This is a genomic window from Paenibacillus sp. 1001270B_150601_E10, from assembly GCF_015558675.1.
GTDB lineage: Bacteria > Bacillota > Bacilli > Paenibacillales > Paenibacillaceae > Paenibacillus_B.
Genome location: NZ_JADMOL010000001.1, coordinates 694,607 through 712,603, shown reverse-complemented (window position 1 = coordinate 712,603; position 17,997 = coordinate 694,607). Strand labels below are relative to the sequence as shown.

The 17,997-nt window shown below is 48.0% G+C and carries 15 protein-coding genes; 10 read left to right on the top strand and 5 right to left on the bottom strand.

Annotated features, from left to right (window positions below):
- Nucleotide 1: 1 nt before the first annotated feature.
- Complete coding sequence (locus tag I2H74_RS03370; RefSeq protein ID WP_195571628.1) at nucleotides 2-1,144, bottom strand: GerAB/ArcD/ProY family transporter; 1,143 nt, start codon at nucleotides 1,142-1,144, stop codon at nucleotides 2-4.
- Between the two features lie 6 nt (nucleotides 1,145-1,150).
- Nucleotides 1,151-2,560: a spore germination protein gene (locus I2H74_RS03365; RefSeq protein ID WP_195571627.1), complete on the bottom strand. Its 1,410-nt coding sequence runs from the start codon at nucleotides 2,558-2,560 to the stop codon at nucleotides 1,151-1,153.
- A 235-nt stretch (nucleotides 2,561-2,795) separates the two neighbouring features.
- Between I2H74_RS03365 and hemE the strand changes: the two genes are divergently transcribed.
- From hemE to glp, 4 genes are all read left to right on the top strand, one after another.
- Nucleotides 2,796-3,854 (top strand): uroporphyrinogen decarboxylase, encoded by a 1,059-nt coding sequence (gene hemE / locus I2H74_RS03360; protein WP_195571625.1) that lies wholly within the window; start codon nucleotides 2,796-2,798, stop codon nucleotides 3,852-3,854.
- Nucleotides 3,855-3,856: 2 nt separating this feature from the next.
- Nucleotides 3,857-4,804, top strand: a complete 948-nt coding sequence (gene hemH, locus I2H74_RS03355) for a ferrochelatase (RefSeq protein ID WP_195571623.1) — start codon at nucleotides 3,857-3,859, stop codon at nucleotides 4,802-4,804.
- A 25-nt stretch (nucleotides 4,805-4,829) separates the two neighbouring features.
- Nucleotides 4,830-6,269 carry a protoporphyrinogen oxidase gene (hemG, locus tag I2H74_RS03350; protein ID WP_195571622.1) on the top strand — a complete coding sequence of 480 codons (1,440 nt, stop codon included), beginning with the start codon at nucleotides 4,830-4,832 and terminating at the stop codon, nucleotides 6,267-6,269.
- 307 nt (nucleotides 6,270-6,576) lie between these two features.
- Nucleotides 6,577-7,869: a gephyrin-like molybdotransferase Glp gene (gene glp / locus I2H74_RS03345; RefSeq protein ID WP_195571620.1), complete on the top strand. Its 1,293-nt coding sequence runs from the start codon at nucleotides 6,577-6,579 to the stop codon at nucleotides 7,867-7,869.
- A 306-nt stretch (nucleotides 7,870-8,175) separates the two neighbouring features.
- Here glp and I2H74_RS03340 read toward each other — a convergent pair whose 3' ends face one another.
- On the bottom strand, nucleotides 8,176-8,931 hold the full coding sequence (locus I2H74_RS03340; RefSeq protein WP_195571619.1) for a glycosyltransferase family 2 protein: 756 nt from the start codon (nucleotides 8,929-8,931) through the stop codon (nucleotides 8,176-8,178).
- Complete coding sequence (locus I2H74_RS03335) at nucleotides 8,928-9,755, bottom strand: hypothetical protein (protein WP_195571617.1); 828 nt, start codon at nucleotides 9,753-9,755, stop codon at nucleotides 8,928-8,930. Before I2H74_RS03335 ends, I2H74_RS03340 begins: the two co-directional genes overlap by 4 nt.
- Before the next feature lie 187 nt (nucleotides 9,756-9,942).
- Between I2H74_RS03335 and I2H74_RS03330 the strand changes: the two genes are divergently transcribed.
- The 6 genes from I2H74_RS03330 (at nucleotide 9,943) to I2H74_RS03305 (ending at nucleotide 16,685) form a co-directional block, all read left to right on the top strand.
- Entirely contained in the window at nucleotides 9,943-10,965 is a 1,023-nt protein-coding gene (locus tag I2H74_RS03330) for a ThiF family adenylyltransferase (RefSeq protein ID WP_195572121.1), read from the top strand.
- Nucleotides 10,966-11,008: 43 nt separating this feature from the next.
- A complete protein-coding gene (locus I2H74_RS03325) occupies nucleotides 11,009-12,244 on the top strand; it encodes a CapA family protein (RefSeq protein WP_229106308.1) in 1,236 nt (411 codons plus the stop codon).
- A 24-nt stretch (nucleotides 12,245-12,268) separates the two neighbouring features.
- A complete protein-coding gene (locus tag I2H74_RS03320) occupies nucleotides 12,269-12,949 on the top strand; it encodes a fumarylacetoacetate hydrolase family protein (protein WP_195571616.1) in 681 nt (226 codons plus the stop codon).
- Nucleotide 12,950: 1 nt separating this feature from the next.
- A complete protein-coding gene (locus I2H74_RS03315) occupies nucleotides 12,951-13,790 on the top strand; it encodes a DUF92 domain-containing protein (RefSeq protein ID WP_195571614.1) in 840 nt (279 codons plus the stop codon).
- 170 nt (nucleotides 13,791-13,960) lie between these two features.
- On the top strand, nucleotides 13,961-14,557 hold the full coding sequence (locus I2H74_RS03310; protein ID WP_195571612.1) for a TetR/AcrR family transcriptional regulator: 597 nt from the start codon (nucleotides 13,961-13,963) through the stop codon (nucleotides 14,555-14,557).
- A 190-nt stretch (nucleotides 14,558-14,747) separates the two neighbouring features.
- The gene (locus I2H74_RS03305; RefSeq protein ID WP_195571611.1) at nucleotides 14,748-16,685 is read left to right on the top strand and encodes an ABC-F family ATP-binding cassette domain-containing protein; all 1,938 of its coding nucleotides are present in this window, start codon (nucleotides 14,748-14,750) and stop codon (nucleotides 16,683-16,685) included.
- 242 nt (nucleotides 16,686-16,927) lie between these two features.
- Here the strand turns inward: I2H74_RS03305 and I2H74_RS03300 are convergent, their stop codons facing one another.
- On the bottom strand, nucleotides 16,928-17,962 hold the full coding sequence (locus tag I2H74_RS03300; protein ID WP_229106307.1) for an oxidoreductase: 1,035 nt from the start codon (nucleotides 17,960-17,962) through the stop codon (nucleotides 16,928-16,930).
- Nucleotides 17,963-17,997 lie beyond the last annotated feature (35 nt).

The following is a 17,997-nucleotide window of genomic DNA, read 5'->3' as shown; positions in this document are numbered from 1 at the left end:
TTTATTGTACCTCCTTAGATGAAGCTTCTTGTTCATTTGCCTTCCAAGATGAGCTCCGCTGCTCTGGATTATGGCTGTTTTGACCGTTTTTCGCTTTAGGCAGAATCCATATTAAAAGAATGCAAAACACAATAATGAATGTTTCAACCAGTCCTACAAAAAAAGAAAGCCCCATCCAATCATCAATGGAAAGATTCAAAGATACCAGAATGGTATAACACACACCGATCAGTAGATAATTGCCCAGAGGGAACTTTTTAGTTATGGTTTTAAGAATGCCTTCATTTGCCGACCAGACATAGGCAGCGCTTGAAATAATGGTTGAAAAAATAAAGAAAAAGAATATAAAGTCGGTAATGTATTCAACCGTTGGAAATCGAGATGCTCCATACAGCCTCAGTGTAATAAATCGGATCTTTGGAATCTGCAAGAAAGAGACAAGACCCTGAGATAGAATCGTATAGATCGTGTAATAGATACACAGCAGGACATAAGACCATGTGGTAGCACGAAACACTTTTGTTTGCTTGCCAAGATGTGGGTATATAATCAACAGCAATTCAAAACCGTAAAATGAATAGGCAATTCGCAGCGCACCGTGCCATTCGAAATTGCCCCCTTTAAAGAAAAAAGGAGAGAGCCGTGTGAATGAGAAATCACTGAACAAGAGTACCTCGATGCCGATGATCCAAAATGAAACGATAAATAAAAGAATCGAGGCCTTTGACATCGTATATAAGCCATGGCCAGCGACAATCAGAACCGCGAGTATGAGGAAAAATGCAGCATTAGAAACATTGACAGAAGAGTCTAGCGTAAATTGAAACATGGATACATACTCATGGATAATGGTGATTGAAATGCCCAGGAAATTCACGATGATGATGAACGAGATTGGCTTTGCGATGTAAGACGGAAAGCGGTGCTCCAATAAATCGAAGATGGATTGGTTTCCGTGTCTTTCTATACCCTTGATAAGGATGTACATTAATCCCACCATAATCATGATGTAAATGGGTATGACCGTCCAGCTGTTCGTCCCATAAATGGATGTCACCAAGGATGGCAGCGTAAAAAAGGTTACTCCTCTTACGAGTAAGAACATCATGCAGAACAAAGCAAAGTTTTTGATTCCAGGATTCATTGCAGATCACCTCCTCAATCTAATGTTTTGTACCTTTGTAATCATTTGTTTTACCTTTGGCAGTTTTTGCTCAGACAAAAAGATAAATCGAGGGAATCGATAAAGCATAAGATATTCCTTCGATAAGGTCCTAATATGACACAGATGTGTAATGAATAGCGTGACAAATAAGAAAATGCCAAAGTATCCGAGAAATCCAGCCAGCAGGATGTTCAAAAAGCGAAACAATCGCATGGACGTCTCCATCGTATAGTTCGGTACGATAAAGGATGCCAAAGCGCTTGCCGCTACTGCTACAATGAGAAAATCACTAACAAGACCTGCCTGTACAATCGCCTGTCCAATGACAAGTCCCCCTACAATACCAATCGTTTGAGCAATTTTAGAAGGAAGTCGAGCGCCTGCCTCTCGAAGCAGTTCCACAACACCTTCAATCATAAAAGCTTCAATCATGGGATCAAACGGAACACGATATCTCGCTTGAATCATCGTTTGAAGGAGGGGCGAAGGGATAAACTGATAATGATAGGTCGTAATCGCAACGTAAAAAGCGCTGAGCAACAGAGATATTACAAATACAAAAATACGCAGCATTCGGATAAATACACTGAAATGCCATCGCTCATACGCATCTCCGCTAACCGAAAAGAAATCCAAAAAATGTGCAGGTGCAATGATGGCCGTAGGGCTATTGCTGGTGATAATGGCTACTTTCCCTTGCTTTAATTGATCGGCTGCAATGTCCGGACGCTCAGTTCCCAGCCACTGCGGAAATACGGAGAACGGAGAATCATCGAGGCGCTTCGCAAGAACATTGCCGTCTAGGGCTTGACTTACCTGTATTTTTTCCACCCGGCGAATGGCTTCATCGATTACGCCTTTTTCCGCAGTCCCATCGATATACAGCATATAAATATCAATGGGATATTCGCTTCCAATATTATGTTTGATTGTTTTGAGATGGCTTGATTGGATCCGTCGACGGATAAGCGATATGTTAACTGCCCAGTCCTCCGTGAATGCATCATGCGGTCCCGTAATAACAGATTCACGGTCAGACGGCATAATGACACGTGAAACGGGGTTGCCTACCGCGATCGTATAGAGCTTTCCTTTCCAAACCCCGCCTACTTCACCCCGCAGGACCTTTTCAACAAATTTGCTGATGATATCCTGTTGATTATGACCTGTAATCGGATTCCAAACTTGCAGCAGTCGTTCAATAGCCGCTTCATCATCAGCATCTTGGAAAAACGAAGTGATCAAGCTCTGAAAGAGTTGGTAGTCTAATAAATGCCGGAAAAAAAAGATCGTCATTTGCCCGCCGATATGTTCGACAGTCAGATCCTGACAATGAGCAAACTTCTTGTGCAGCTCGTCTACCCAGTTAATCTCTACCCCATAGTAGCCTGTCATGCTGTAATCCTCCTGAATCTCCATGATTATCCGTTAATATGTGCAGAGTTGGACATTTTATTAACAAGAATAAAATGACCGTAAAATGTCATAAAATAGTTGGTTTTGTCAAAAGATTGTCATAGCTATGCGGTTAGGCTTGGTTGTGAAGAAGCGTGAAAACAAGCATAATAAAAGTTAAAAGCATTCCTAACAAATACTTAATACAAATTTACCGTTAAGGCGGGATGAATGGATGAGCAAGCAAGATCTATTTATACGAGCTTGTCGCAAGCAGCAGGTAGAACGTATTCCGGTCTGGTACATGCGCCAAGCGGGAAGATATGATCCAGATTATCGCAAGATTAAGGAGAAATACTCGCTTCTAGAAATCTGTCAGCAGCCAGAATTAGCGGCAGAAGTGACGATGATGCCTGTGAATAAGCTCGGTGTCGATGCAGCTATTTTGTATTCCGACATTATGAATCCGGTGGCTTCGATTGGGGTTGACTTTGATATTGTGGCTCAAGTTGGTCCTGTCATCCATGACCCGATTCGTACACGCAGGCAGATTGAGCAGTTAAAGCCTGTTGATCCTGAAGGAGATCTCGGTCACATCCTGGAGACTATTCGGATCTTGAATCGCGAGCTGAATGTCCCGCTGATTACGTTTGCAGGCGCACCCTTTACCATTGCAAGCTATTTGATTGAAGGTCGTCCATCCAAGTCTTATATTCGCACGAAGACGATGATGTATGAGGAGCCAGAACTATGGTTCCTATTGATGGACAAGCTTGGCGATATGGTTATTCAATATGTACGGGCACAAATTCAAAACGGAGGGGAAGCCTTCCAAATCTTTGACAGCTGGGTAGGCTCTTTGTCACCACGTGACTTTAGAACGTACGTGCTTCCGACGATCGAGCGTATTTTTGATGCCTTGAGTGATCTTGATGTTCCGAAGATTTACTTCCCGGGTGTTAGCTCAGGAGAGCTGCTTACGTCACTAGGATCAATCAAGGCGGATGTCGTAGGACTTGATTGGAGAGTGTCTATCGAGGAAGGAAGACATCGTCTTGGCGATGCGTTTGCCGTACAAGGCAATTTGGATCCATATGTTCTGACAGGACCGATGTCTATTATAGAGCGTGAAGCAAAGCATATCCTTGATTCAGCAATGTCAAAAAACGGGTATATATTTAATCTAGGACACGGCTTATTCCCTGAGGCTTCACTGGACAAATTGAAACAGCTGACTGATTTTGTGCACGCGTATTCAGAGCAGGCACTCGCACAGGTGAAGAAGGAGGGATGAGGATGACGAAGCGCACGATTGGGGTACTCGTCATGTCTTACGGGACCCCGGAGAGCATGGATGGTATTGAAGCCTACTACACACATATTCGCCGCGGCCATCCGCCAACTGAGGAGCAGCTTGAAGAACTTAGCTCCCGCTATGAAGCTATTGTAGGCGGTGTATTTCCATTAAGAGAGAATACGAACAAGCAGGTAGAGGCACTGCAAAGCACTCTTGATGCTATAACGGAGAATAGAGACCTTCGATATGTGTGCTATCAAGGCTTAAAGCATGCCTCGCCATTTATCGAGGACGGCATTCAGGCAATGGCGAAGGACGGAATCAAGGAAGCGATTGGCCTTGTGCTTGCCCCTCATTACTCCATTATGAGCGTAGGCGGATATTTGAAGCGTGCAGAAGAAGAAGCCGCAAAGCATCAGATCGCTTTCACCGGCATTAAGAGCTATCACCTTCATCCGGCCCTCATTGAGGCACTAACCCTGCGTGTTCAAGAGCAGCTGGATGCATTCGTTCAAGAAGGAGCGGCACGAGAGGACATTCGTGTTTTGTTCAGCGCGCATAGTCTACCAACCCGCATTTTGGAAATGAACGATCCATATCCGGAGCAGCTGCTAGAGACCTCCAGAGCTATTGCGAAGGATTTGGAGCTCTCGGATTCACAATGGCAATTCACATGGCAAAGTGCCGGTCAAACAGGGACGCCATGGTTAGGACCTGATATTCTGGACACGCTGGAAACCTTGAAGGATGAAGGCGTGCGCTATGCGCTGTCTGTTCCGATCGGATTCGTTTCCGATCATCTGGAGGTGCTTTATGATCTTGATATCGAAGCAACGGGGAAGGCGGAGGAACTTGGCCTCTCGTATAAGCGGACGCGGTCTTTGAATCAAGATCCTTTGTATATGATGGCGTTGGCGGATTCTGTTATCGATGTGGTAAAGGACTGAATCAACAGAAAGAAGGCGTGTGAGCGTGAGTGAACAGCATGACATTGTGATTGTAGGCGGCGGTCTAACGGGATTGTCAGCAGCTTACTATGCGTGGACGAAGGCTAAAGAGAACGGTCAAGAAGTTCGAATTGCGCTGGTTGAACAAGGGGAAAGACTGGGCGGCAAGATTGATACACTGCATCGGGATGACTGTGTGATCGAGCGTGGACCGGATTCCTTTCTCGCAAGAAAGCTGCCCATGATTGAGCTTGCAAAAGACATTGGCATGGAGTCCGAGCTGGTTGCGACTAACCCGAAGGCAAAGAAAACGTATATTCTTTGCCATGGCAAGCTTCATCGCATGCCGCAAGGGCTTGTGCTAGGGATTCCTACGGATACGAAGGCATTTTTGAAATCAGGGCTTGTTTCGCCAAAAGGAAAGCTACAAGCGATGCGCGACATGGTCATTAAGCCTAAGATGACGACTGAGGACGAATCGCTTGGTCATTTCTTAAATCGCAGACTAGGTGAAGAGGTTATGCATAATATCTCTGAACCTTTGCTTGCAGGCATTTATGCAGGAGATATGAACAAGTTGAGTCTAAAGGCGACGTTTCCCCAATTTGCAGAGGTTGAACGGGAGTATGGCAGCTTAATCAAGGGCATGCAGGCGACCCGCCAAAAAGGCCAGTCCGTCCCAGGACTTCCGGATGTCGCAAAAGGAACGATGTTCTTAACTTTCCGTCAAGGACTAGGATCGCTTGTCGATAAGCTGGAAGAGATCTTAAAGCCTCATATTGCGATTCATACAGGCGTTTCGGTGATGGAGATTAAGCGCAGCAGCGAGAGTGGATACGAACTGGAGCTGTCGAATGACACGTTCATTCAAGCGAAGCATCTTATCGTAACGACGCCAGCATTTGCTGCTGCTCCGCTTCTTAAGCCTTACTTGAATGTTGAACCGCTTGATCATATTCGCTATGTCTCTGTTGCGAATGTGGTCAGTGCCTTTGACAAGGACAAGATGACAGGCGCTTGGGACGATGGAACGGGCTTTGTCATTGCAAGACATGAAGGTAGAGCTATCACAGCAATGACCTGGACCTCGACCAAATGGACGCATACCAGCCCTCAGGATACGGTTCTCATTCGCTGCTATGTCGGTCGAGCAGATGATGAAGAGCGAGTGGATTGGCCTGATGAAGCGCTGAAGCATACCGTTCTTAATGAGCTTGCAGAGCTGATGAAGATTCATGCCGAGCCTCGCTTCATGGAGGTAACGCGGCTTAAGCATTCGATGCCGCAGTATCCTGTCGGACATGTGGAGGCGATCGCAGCCTTCCGGGAAGCATTAAAGACAGAGCTGCCAGGCGTTATGATCGCGGGTGCCGCCTATGATGGTGTCGGTTTGCCTGACTGCATCAAGAGCGGAAGAACGGCAGGCGAAGAGGCGGTTCTCCAGTGCTTGAAAGAAAAGGCGTAGAGGAAGTCTTCAATAATCGCTTATCGAGCTAATAGAAGTGAATATACACCAAAAGCAGACGGCTGATTAGGCTGTCTGCTTCTTCATTGTTTGGTAACCGGTGAGTAGAAATATCGTTACGTGGATATCTCCAAGTAGGTTTGATGTTAGGAAAAGGATCGTTAGCATCGTGAAGAGCAATGGTGACTCCGATATAGAATAAAGAATGTGTAAGATGTACAATAATGTTCATACAATGGGATTCATCGAATTCTAGTACGTATAATCGTTTGTTTAGGTTGAATATCGTGAATTGGAGGTGAAGAGGATGGATCCATCATCATCTTCCTATCAGGATCGATTTGCAAGACAAGCTATTGCGGTCTTTGATGCAGAACAGCTCATTATTGAACAGGTAAAGCGGGAATCGGTTGAGCTGGTCTCGATTGAGGAGGCCTACCTTCGCAGATCCGCCCAAGACATTGTGGCGGGGGCGTCTGTTCCGCATTTCCGTCGTTCCGTAATGGATGGCTATGCGGTGAGATCTTCCGATACGGTTCACGCGTCGAATGAGCAGCCTGCACGGCTTCGTATCGTTGCGATTGTCGATTGCGGTACTGTATGGGACGGCGAGCTTCAGGCTGGCGAAGCTGTCCGAATCATGACAGGCGCTATGGTGCCTGCCGGCGCAGATGCCGTTGTGAAGCTGGAAGAGACATCTGATATAGACGAAGGAGCGCATGGCCTTCAGGATGAGGTGCTGATCAAGCAGTCGGTGAAGCCAAACAGCCACATTCATGATGAAGGAATCGAGATCAAGAAGGGAACTCCACTTATTCAAAAAGGAGCACGGATTGAACCAGGGGACATGGCTCTCCTTGCGATGTTTGGCCATGCTTACTTGAATGTGTACTCAGCTCCGCGTATAGCGGTTATCCCTACGGGGCATGAGCTGTTACCTGTCGAGGCTCCATTAGAGCCAGGCAAGATCCGCAACAGCAACAGCTACCTGCTGAGCGGACTTATAAGGGAAGCAGGGGGAGAACCGCATCTGCTGCCAGCACTTCCAGATGATGTGGATGCTTTGAAGTCGGTATTGGAAGACGCGCTGCAGGAGTACGATGCGGTCATTACCGTAGGAGGAGTTTCTGTAGGGGATCGAGATATTCTTTATGCCTATACACAAGAGTGGAAAGGAAAACTACTCTTCAACAAGGTGATGATGAGACCAGGAGGGCCGACAACGGTTGGCATCTATGAGGATAGGTTGTTATTTGCCCTATCCGGCAATCCCAGCTCCTGCTTCGTCGGCTTCGAGATGTTTGTCCGCCCAGCGATGCTCCGCATGCAGGGCGTCGAGTCGCCTGACCGAGTACGACTGAAGGCCAAGCTTGCTGCAGATTATATTACGCAGGATACTGTCGTTCGTCTTGTGCGCGGCGTGATGTATGGCGGAGAGGACGGCGCGCTTATGGTTCGTGAAGCTGGGCTGGACAGTTCTAACGCAACGATTACGGTGCGTGACGCTAATTGCTTGATTGTGATTCCTCCGTCTGATATGGGGCGGCCAGCAGGAACCGTTGTAGAGGTCATTCCAGTTGGGCGAAGTTCATTCAAGTAAGGGTCTTTAGGTGATGGAAGACAAGCTTCTTAGGTAATCGGTTTGATCCTATAAGTCGTGATCAATGGAAATGGCCATGAAGATAGATACTAAAAGATGATTGCAACTGTAAAAACGATTGCAACTGCAAAAATGGAAACATAAACATCCCGTCCAGCGATTGCTATAGTCGCATGGCGGGATGTTGGATTATATGAAACCTGTCCGAATAGTTCAGCCCCGTTGGAAAATGTAGCATAGATCAAGGGCATCTGCTTGGTTATAGCTCAGGTTTTTTATGAGAGTCTTGCCCGGTAAGCTTTACTGTCACTCCATCCACGGCTTAAGTGAAGGATGTTCTTCTAGGATGGAGTCATATTGTCCTTGATCTCCATATCGCGCCTCAGGATCAAGCCTGTAGTAGCGCTCTACCTTTTGAATACGATCGTGAAGGCTTGCCCAGCCATAATGCTGAATGCGGGCTGGATGCAGTGCAAAGGGCAAACTCTCGATCTCAATCGGAAATCTTCCACAATGCTGGTTCATTTGCGGCCATGTAAAGGCCGATTGCTTGCGATAGCGCACGAGGAAAGGGCGATAGATGCGATGCGCGTACCAATACTCATCATCTCGGTAATGACGCTCATCCCACATATCATATAATCGAAAGCAGAACAGATCGATAAATTGCTGACGCAGGACATCCTCTAGAGTATTTCCAAACGAAGCCTCTATAAGTTCATCTGCATCCAAATTCAGAATCCATGCGCCTCCATGTTGGATTGACTCATTCCATTGCTGCTTGCGAAGCTCATGCTCATGCTTAAACCCTGATTCAGGATAAGAGATGATCCGGTGCGGGATTTCTGCGAGCTTATCCCGACACAGCTCGACTGTTCGGTCAGTACTTGCATCGTCGAGGATGACAGCCGAATCGATAAAGGGAAGCGTTCGATCCAGCATGTTTGCCAAGTAACGCTTTTCCTCATTGCGTACAATCATCGTCAGCGTTAATCGATAGGCGGGAGGGCGAAGCTTGCGAGTGCTTGACTGCTGCTCAAAGATTTGCTTTTTTCCACTCATGATGCCCCTCCCTTAATGCCGCAGGCAGTGAAATAAGCAGGAACTCCTGCTAGGTCAGATTCCCGGTAGATATGATAAGCGGGGCGCCTTGTATCGACGTACAAGGAGAATCCTAGTGCTGCAGCACGAATACAGAAGTGACGATCCTCTCCCCAAAAGGACAGGTTCGGAATTTCTGAGAAGGAGACACCTGCAAGAATGGCCTCTTTGCGTATCAGGGTGCATGCTCCAAGCCCCCCAACCTCATAGATGCCAGGCTGACGAAGCTGAGCTATGACTTGAAACAGTCTTCGCTTTGCTTCTTCCTCAGTCAGCGGTTCGTTCCTCTTTTGCGGAATGAGTGTATACGTATCTTGGATCCATACCTGTGGAAGCTCCATGGAGCCTGGCTCCCATGTCGTCCAGAATATATTTGCGATAATGGTTTTGCCGGAAGCAAGCAGATTTTGAAGTGTGTCCGGATGAACGAGGAGATCGGAATCAATGAGAAATACAGCATCTGCTCCAAGCTGGGAGCTGTGCTTAAGGCATTCGTTTTTCATGGCTGCCACACGCCAAACTAGCTCTTCTTTCCAATAATGCGTAACTTCATTGCACTCATATTGCAATTTTGATTCCGGAAAGGATCGAATCTCTACATTCTCTTGCTCGGTCTGAAACACGGACATCAGCTTTTTGGAGAGAGCATCCTCATTATCATCATAGAAAAGATAGCTTACGCGTAATGATCCTGTATTTAATGATCGAAGAGACTTCAGAAAAGCCTCCAAGATGGCCGGTTTTTGCCGAATGGGACTGGCGATAAGCACATGCCACTGCTGCATGCCATGACCTCCTGTTTGCTTGTGGTGGATTATAGTATTAGGTTATGATTCAGAGGGTGAATCTAGAGTAGGCTTTTGGATTAGCTTCATGTAAAATGTAGGAACAAGTTCGTGCAAAAGGATAAGTGTGTTGTGCTGCACATATATAGAGAGAGGATGAACCTCGATGGATAAACATCATGCACCTGTGCCGGACCGATATTCCCGCCAGGAGCGGTTCGCACCGATTGGCAGCTCAGGCCAGCAGCGCATTCGAGACAGCAAGGTGCTGGTGATCGGCGCGGGCGCGCTTGGCTCTGGTTTGGCAGAGATGCTGGTTCGAGCAGGTGTCGGCTCGTTAACCATTATTGATCGCGACTACGTTGAATGGAGCAATCTGCAGCGGCAGCAGCTCTATACGGAAGAGGACGCGAGAGACAGATTGCCGAAGGCAGTCGCGGCAGAAGCCAGACTGCGAAGCATTAACAGTGATGTAAAGGTTCAGGGCATAGTTGCTGATGTTACTGTATATGAGCTTGATCAATGGGCGAGGGATCAAGACCTTATTTTAGATGCCACCGATAATTTTGACACGCGGCTTCTTATAAATGATTATGCGATGAAGATGGATATCCCTTGGATCTATGGGGCGTGTGTCGGCAGCTATGGGATGTCTGTATTTTTCAAACGCGGGCTCATGCCATGCTTAAGCTGCATGATGGAAACGATCCCGATAGGCGGTGCAACATGCGACACGTCTGGCATTATCTCACCTGCTGTCCAGATGACAGTATCGCTTCAGGCAGCAGAGGCGCTGAAGTGGCTTTCAGGATGCGAGGACAGCTTGCGGAATCGTCTAGTATCCTTTGACCTATGGAACAATCAGTATACGTCATTGGATATACGCTCAGCGAGACGTGCGGATTGTCCTTCCTGTGGAGACAAGGCAAGCTATCCTTATCTTGAAGCCCAGCATCACCGAAAGACCGAGGTGCTGTGCGGGAGAGATTCTGTTCAGATCAGGCCGGCCAAGGTGACCAAGGTGAAGCTGCCTGATGTTTCAGACCGGCTGCGGGCGATCGGATTGATTGTTCAGGAGAACCCTTACCTAGTCTCGATCGAAGTGAACGACAAGCAGCGAGTCGTCTTATTCGGAGATGGTCGGATGCTTGTTCACGGGACGAAGGATTTGGTTGAAGCCAAAATTATTGCGGATCGACTATTCGGTTAAGAAGTGAATAGGTCTGTATTCCGAGCAAAGGAGCAGAGAGGCATTGGCTGATTCTACACGATCGGAACGAACGAAGCAGCTGCGGAAAGAGAGACGGCGAAGATTAACGCTATGGTTTACGATAAATACAAGCTTGCTGGCAGCTATTGGGCTCGTGATTCTGATTGGACTCCGCTTGGATGCTTGGGATCTCCCATCTGCTCCAATCGACAAGGCTGCAGAGAACACTCAAGCTGAAACGATTGTAGAAGATGTGCCGATTGTTGAGGTAAAAGAAACATTGAGCAAGGGCGAAGCCTATAAGCCTCCGGGAAGCTCAACTGCCGGTACGGAGAAGAAGGTGTCGTTAACCTTTGTCGGCGATCTCATCCACGCAGGCCGCGTAGCTGATGTCGTTGCGAAGCAGGGGCATGATTATCCTTATACGTACGTGAAGGACCGTTTCATGAACGATGACCTGACGATCAGCAATGTGGAGACTCCAATCACAAGTCGGGGAACCCCAGCTCAAGATAAGACATTCGTCTATAAGTCCTCCCCTAAAATGGCGAAAGCTCTTAAGGATGCTGGAATGGATATCGTCAATCTGGCCAACAATCACATTCTTGACCAAGGCCAGCAAGGGTTGATCGATACGTTTGAGCATCTATCTAAGGCAAATGTATCATATGTAGGAGCAGGACGTAATGAGGAGCAAGCGTATAAGCCGGTCATCGTTACGAGAAACGGCATCCGAATCGCTGTGTTAGGCTTTAGCCGAGTGATCCCGGAGGTAAGCTGGTATGCAGGGAAGAACAAGCCTGGCGTTGCGGCAACTTATGACTCCACCAAAGCAGTTAAGGCGATCAAGCAAGCAGCGAAGCAGTCCGATCTCGTTATTGTGATCGCGCATTGGGGTGTGGAAAGGCAAGATAAGCCCATCCCCTACCAAAGAGAGCTTGCAAGAGCATATATAGATGCTGGTGCCGATCTTATCATTGGTGGTCATCCACATGTGCTTCAGGGGTTTGAGCAGTACAAGAACAAGTGGATCGTTTACAGCCTAGGAAACTTTATTTTTACACGGGCGACTGAGCCAAAGACTTGGGAGACCATGATGCTTCAAGCTGAATGCACAGCAACAGGCGCCTGTGAGCTTCAGATGAAGCCTTATTATACAGAGCTTGGTCGAGCTGTTCCGTTAACTGGAGCGAAGGGGCAAGCGCTGATTAAGCGAGTGGAGAGCATCTCCTATCATACACGCATTTCATCAGAAGGAATCATAACTTATCAACCATAATGGCACTTATTGGAGGAATACACGATGAACGCTGCAAGTCATGATCGCCTTACGTCTAGACCGATTCAGAACGTATATTGCATTGGTCGAAACTACAAGCTTCACGCCGAAGAGTTGGGCAATGCAGTGCCAAAGGAACCCATGGTCTTTATGAAGCCTACGCATGCCGTTACTCATATAGGTGAAGCAAAAACGCTCCCTCTACCGTTAGAGCGCGGGTCCATTCATCACGAACTGGAGATTGTGGTGAGAATCGGAAAGAAGGTCGAACCTGGGATGACGGCCGATCAAGTGATCGACGCGTTTGCACTGGGCATTGATTTTACACTGCGTGACGTGCAAGATGTCTTGAAGCAAAAGGGGCATCCATGGCTGCCTGCAAAAGGCAGGCTTCACACGGGCCCGATTACTTCATTTGTTCCTTTTCCGGGCTGCAATATCATCAATGAAACGCCATTCTCTTTATTTGTAAATGATCGGCTTGTTCAGCAGGGGGCTCTGAAAGACATGATCTTTAATCTGGATACGCTCATTCAATATGTAGCTCTTCATTATGGACTGGACGAAGGCGACATTATATTCACGGGGACGCCAGCAGGGGTTGGCCCTGTTCAGGCTGGGGACTGTCTTCGCTTGAAGTGGGACGATCAGCTCGCAGGAGAGTGCTTCATTGCATCCCTTGCGGGGAACGTAAAGGAATCGTAGCATGGACGTGCTCATTGGTTTTGCGGGAAGTGTGCTAGTCGCTGGGGCTGCCTATAAGAAAAAATCACTTACGTTATCCGGAGCGCTGGCGGCTGTCGTGATGGGTACGGTCTATTATGGCCTTGGCAGTTTGCTATGGTTCGGCCTGCTGCTTACTTTCTTTATCACCTCGACGATGTGGACGAAGTGGAAGAAGCGGGCGAAGAGCCAATTTGATCACGTGTTTGAGAAGACCGGACAGCGAGATGCCCATCAAGTTCTGGCCAATGGTGGCCTTGGCATGGTGCTTTGTGTCATCCATTATTTTTATCCTCATGAGGCGTGGCTGTTCCTGTTTGTCGGCGTGATGGCAACGGTGAATGCCGACACTTGGGCGACTGAGATCGGCAGTCTGAGCAAGCAGCCGCCAAGGTCGCTATTGTCAGGCAGGGTTGTGCCAGCAGGCACCTCAGGCGCCGTTTCTGCCTTAGGTACGTCTGCAGCCGTGTCAGGAGCGATGACAATTGGACTTGCAGCGATGCTATTTTTATACGCAGCTGAAGATGCTGCATTTCGCTTTCCATATACGTGGTGGCTACTGCTTGCTGTAGGGATAGGGGCTTTGGTTGGCGGTGTGGCAGGCTGCTTCACGGACTCTTTCCTTGGTGCTACTGTACAGGCGTCGTATCAATGTACGGCATGCGGAGCATGGACGGAGAAGCGGCAGCACTGTGGCAAGCCTACGGTAAGGAAGAGAGGCTTTGCTTGGATGAACAATGATGCTGTAAATATGATCAGCTCGATGGTTGGAGGCCTTGCGGCGTGGGGAACGGGGGTCTTGCTTCTTTTTCTAGGATCATAATCATCACAAAGCTCAGCTCCAGTTTGAGTCAGCGTGCTGCGGCAATTCATTAGCTTGCGGATATGGTAAATAACGTTTCAAATCGACAATTTGTGGTTCACATGATATAGTCGGAAAAGAAAAGGTTGTGAGCACAGCACGATGCACTGCTGTTGTAAGGGGGAAGAAGAGTGAACACTTACCAAGGCGATAAGTTGGAACTAATACTTGATGCAGCGTATGATCTCTTTGGTTCCCAGGGTTATTATGCGACGAAAATGTCAGAAATCGCAGAATTAGCGGGTATTGCGAAGGGAACATTGTATTTATATTTTTCGAGCAAGGAAGATTTGTTTGCCGCGATGTCAAAGCGCGACTTGGATTCATTCCTGCTTGAGCTCAGCTACGGCGTGAAGCGCAATACTACGCTTGAGGCTCAGCTCAAATTTATAGCCGAGCATTATTTGAACTATTATTATGAACGCAGACAATATACGAAGCTTTTCTTTAAGGAGCCGAACAACGATCCTGTCATTCTAGAGATTTATCGGGACTTTATGGCCAATTATATCGATATCGTGTCTGAATGCATGGGTACCGCTGAATTGCCGAACGCACACAGTTATGCAAAGGGCTTCGTTGGGATCTTGACCTCGATGAAGATGGATATGCTGTTCGACGAGTCCTACAGTATAGAGGATTTGGAGAATACAATAAGCTTCTCAACCCAATTGTTCCTGAATGGCTGCAAGGAAGCACAGCAACCAGCCTGTGCCTCATCGGAATAAACATCGATTATTTTCAGCATGAGGAGGGAGAACCATAAGTCGTTCTCCCTTCTTTTGTCCTTATTCCAACCTCTAACTGCGGCCTGTGCTAGAATGGTCCCGATAGAGGTTTTCTCGCGTGATTAGAAGATAAGAGAATGTACGAGCACTGCTAACCTTAGCAGGCCTTTATGAATAGGAGGAATACGCCATGCACATCATGACCGTAGAGCAGCTTGGGAAGAGCTATGGTGAAAAAACATTGTTTAAGGACGTTTCCTTTGGCATTTCCAAGGGAGATCGCTTCGGTATTGTTGGCGTTAACGGAACAGGAAAGTCTACCTTTCTCAAAACGATTGCAGGCCTGGAGCCCATTGAAGAAGGGAAGATTCTAAAAGGGAATCAAGTAACCGTCCAGTATGTCGCGCAGGAGCCGGAATTTGAGGAGCAGGCAACGGTGCTTGAAACCGTGCTTGGCGGTCGCACGCCTGAGATGACTGCAGTAAGAGTGTACACAGAGCTGTTGGAGCAGATTGCAGAGAAGCCGGAGGATGAGGCGTTGCAGCGCCGTTTGGTGAAAGCTAGCGACGATATGGATCGACTGCAGGCGTGGCAGTTGGAAAGTGAAGCGAAGACGATTCTATCAAAGCTAGGCATTCATCATTATCAGCGTAAAGTGTCGGAGCTGTCCGGCGGACAGCGAAAGCGCGTAGCTCTGGCTGCAGGTCTCATTCACCAAGCCGATGTGCTGCTTCTGGATGAGCCTACGAACCATGTTGACAATGAAACAGTCGCCTGGCTGGAGGCTTTGCTTCAGAAGCGATCAGGCGCACTCATCATGATCACGCATGATCGCTACTTCCTTGATCGCGTAGCGAATAAGATGATGGAGCTCGATCATGGCAGAGCGTTCTTCTATGAAGCAAACTATACACGCTTCTTAGAGCTGAAGGCGGATCGTGAAGCAAGGGAAGCTGCCAGCGAACAGACCAGACAGAATATTCTTCGTCAGGAGCTCGCCTGGATTCGGCGTGGAGCCAAGGCAAGAAGCACAAAGCAGAGGGCGAGAATCGAACGCTATGAAGCGCTGGTAGCGGACGAGCCTACTGCAAAGGACTCCTCTATGGAGATGAGTGCTGCTTCTACACGCCTTGGCCGCAAGATTATGGAGATTACGGATCTTAAAGGTGAAGTAGAAGGAAGAGTCCTCTTCCAAGGCTTCGAGTACATCGCGGTGCCCGGCGATCGGATCGGCATTATCGGTCCTAACGGAAGCGGGAAATCGACGCTGCTTCAGATGATAGCAGATAGACGCAAGCCAGACGGGGGAGAGGTTGTTCTAGGTCCGACGGTAAAGCTTGGATACTTCACGCAGGAACATGAAGAGATGGATGAGTCCATGCGGGTTATAGAGTACATTCGCGAGGCTGCTGAAACGGTTAAGACAGGAGACGGCCAGCACATTACTGCAGCGCAGATGCTGGAGCGCTTCTTGTTCAACCCATCCATGCAATGGACGCTTATTGGGAAGCTGTCTGGCGGAGAGAAACGAAGACTTCAGCTGCTTCGCATGCTGATGACAGCGCCGAACGTTCTGCTGCTTGATGAGCCGACGAATGATCTGGATGTAGAGACACTAGCGATACTCGAGCAATATCTTGATGATTTCCCGGGAATCGTGATTGCGGTATCCCATGATCGCTATTTCCTTGATCGCGTCGCAGAACGAATATGGTCGTTCGAGCAAGGACAAATTCATGTACATGTCGGCAACTATTCCGAGTATATGGAATGGAGTGAAAAGAACCCGAAGCGAAGTGATGCGGCTTCCCGTGAGACCGTTCAAGTAAAGAGCCCTCAGCAAGAGGCAGTTAGTGAGCATCAAACACGTCAGGAACGAAAGCCGAAGCTTAAGATGTCCTACAAGGATGAACGGGAGTATGAACAGATTGAAGGGATGATTGCAGAAGCTGAAGCGGCAATAGAGCGGATCAACTCAGATATGGAAGCAGCCTTCAGCGACTCTGCCAGACTTCAGGAATTGATGAAGGACCAGGCCAGCGCAGAGGAGAGGCTGAACGCATTAATGGAGCGGTGGGCCGAGCTGGCTGAGATGGCGGAGCAAATTGAGGCACAGAAGCGATCTTGATTGTCTATTTATTGAATGAGACATGCAAAGAAGAGACGAGTTGATAACCTCCACTCACTGGAGTGTTATTATGGGGGCTTATCATTAAAGATTTGAAATTGGATAACTCATACACCAGCACGATTTGAATGCAAGATTGCTTATGAATGAATCTAGAAGGATATTAGTCAATAAAAAGACACGGGAAGTGCTTTAAAAACGCACTAGCCGTGTCTTTTGCTGTAAACAGCTTTATCTTACGATTAGTATTTGATAATGGCTCTACCGAAGGATTGTCCTTGAAGCATTCCAGAAGTAAGAGCTGGGATATCGCTTAAGGAATAAGTATGAACAAAACCATCCAATTGTACAATTTCTGTCCATTGTCTAGCCATGCGCGTCCAGATCTGCATGCGAGTCTCCTGAGGAGCATAAACCGAGTCGACACCGTACAAGGTGATGCCTCTCAAAATGAATGGATAAACCGTAGTAGGAAGCGTTCCGCCGTTAGTCATTCCGCTTGCTGCCACTGCCCCGCCGTAGCGTAACGAAGCTAACACGGCTGCAAGAATATCGCCGCCGCACACATCTACTGCCGCGGTCCATTTCTGTCTATCCAGCGAGCGCGGACGATCAGGCAGCCAGCTTTCGCGGCTTATTACTTCTTTAGCGCCTAAAGCTAGAAGCATCGCTTCCGCATCCTTCTTCCCTGTTGCAGCGGTAACGCTATACCCGAGGGTAGACAGCATGGCAACAGCAAGAGATCCGACGCCGCCGCTCGCGCCTGTAACGAGGATTTTGCCATCGCTAGGCGCAATACCGTGCTTTTCCAGCCGCTCCACAGAGAGAGCAGCCGTTAGACCAGCAGTGCCGAATACCATCGCATCGCGCTTACTCAAGCCTTTTGGAATGGGAAGGAGCCAGTCTCCAGGTACACGAATATATTCGCTGAATCCGCCGAAATGGGTTACCCCGAATTCATAGCCTGTCAGGAGCACGGCTTGACCGGGCTGGAATCTTTCATCCTTTGAATGGACAACCACACCGGAAGCGTCGATACCTGGCACAAAGGGATACTGCTTCACAATATTGCCTCCGGGAGAGCATGCAAGTGCATCCTTATAGTTCACGCTGGAATAATGTACTTTGATGGTGACATCTGCTTCTGGCAGATCGTCCAAAGTCATGGTCTGAACGGCAGCTTCAATCGATCCTTCCGCATTCTGCTTAAGGACAAATGCCTGAAACGATGTTGGCAGTGTTAACTCTTCTTGGGGTGTGTTCTCGTTCGTTACCATAGCTTCTCCTTTTCTCATCTGAAATGTACGGATTG

Coding starts and splice junctions, on each gene's coding strand:
- I2H74_RS03370 (WP_195571628.1), bottom strand. CDS start 1,144: ATGAATCCTGGAATCAAAAACTTTGCTTTGTTCTGCATGATGTTCTTA.
- I2H74_RS03365 (WP_195571627.1), bottom strand. CDS start 2,560: ATGACAGGCTACTATGGGGTAGAGATTAACTGGGTAGACGAGCTGCAC.
- hemE (WP_195571625.1), top strand. CDS start 2,796: ATGAGCAAGCAAGATCTATTTATACGAGCTTGTCGCAAGCAGCAGGTA.
- hemH (WP_195571623.1), top strand. CDS start 3,857: ATGACGAAGCGCACGATTGGGGTACTCGTCATGTCTTACGGGACCCCG.
- glp (WP_195571620.1), top strand. CDS start 6,577: ATGGATCCATCATCATCTTCCTATCAGGATCGATTTGCAAGACAAGCT.
- I2H74_RS03340 (WP_195571619.1), bottom strand. CDS start 8,931: ATGAGTGGAAAAAAGCAAATCTTTGAGCAGCAGTCAAGCACTCGCAAG.
- I2H74_RS03335 (WP_195571617.1), bottom strand. CDS start 9,755: ATGCAGCAGTGGCATGTGCTTATCGCCAGTCCCATTCGGCAAAAACCG.
- I2H74_RS03320 (WP_195571616.1), top strand. CDS start 12,269: ATGAACGCTGCAAGTCATGATCGCCTTACGTCTAGACCGATTCAGAAC.
- I2H74_RS03315 (WP_195571614.1), top strand. CDS start 12,951: ATGGACGTGCTCATTGGTTTTGCGGGAAGTGTGCTAGTCGCTGGGGCT.
- I2H74_RS03305 (WP_195571611.1), top strand. CDS start 14,748: ATGCACATCATGACCGTAGAGCAGCTTGGGAAGAGCTATGGTGAAAAA.
- I2H74_RS03300 (WP_229106307.1), bottom strand. CDS start 17,962: ATGGTAACGAACGAGAACACACCCCAAGAAGAGTTAACACTGCCAACA.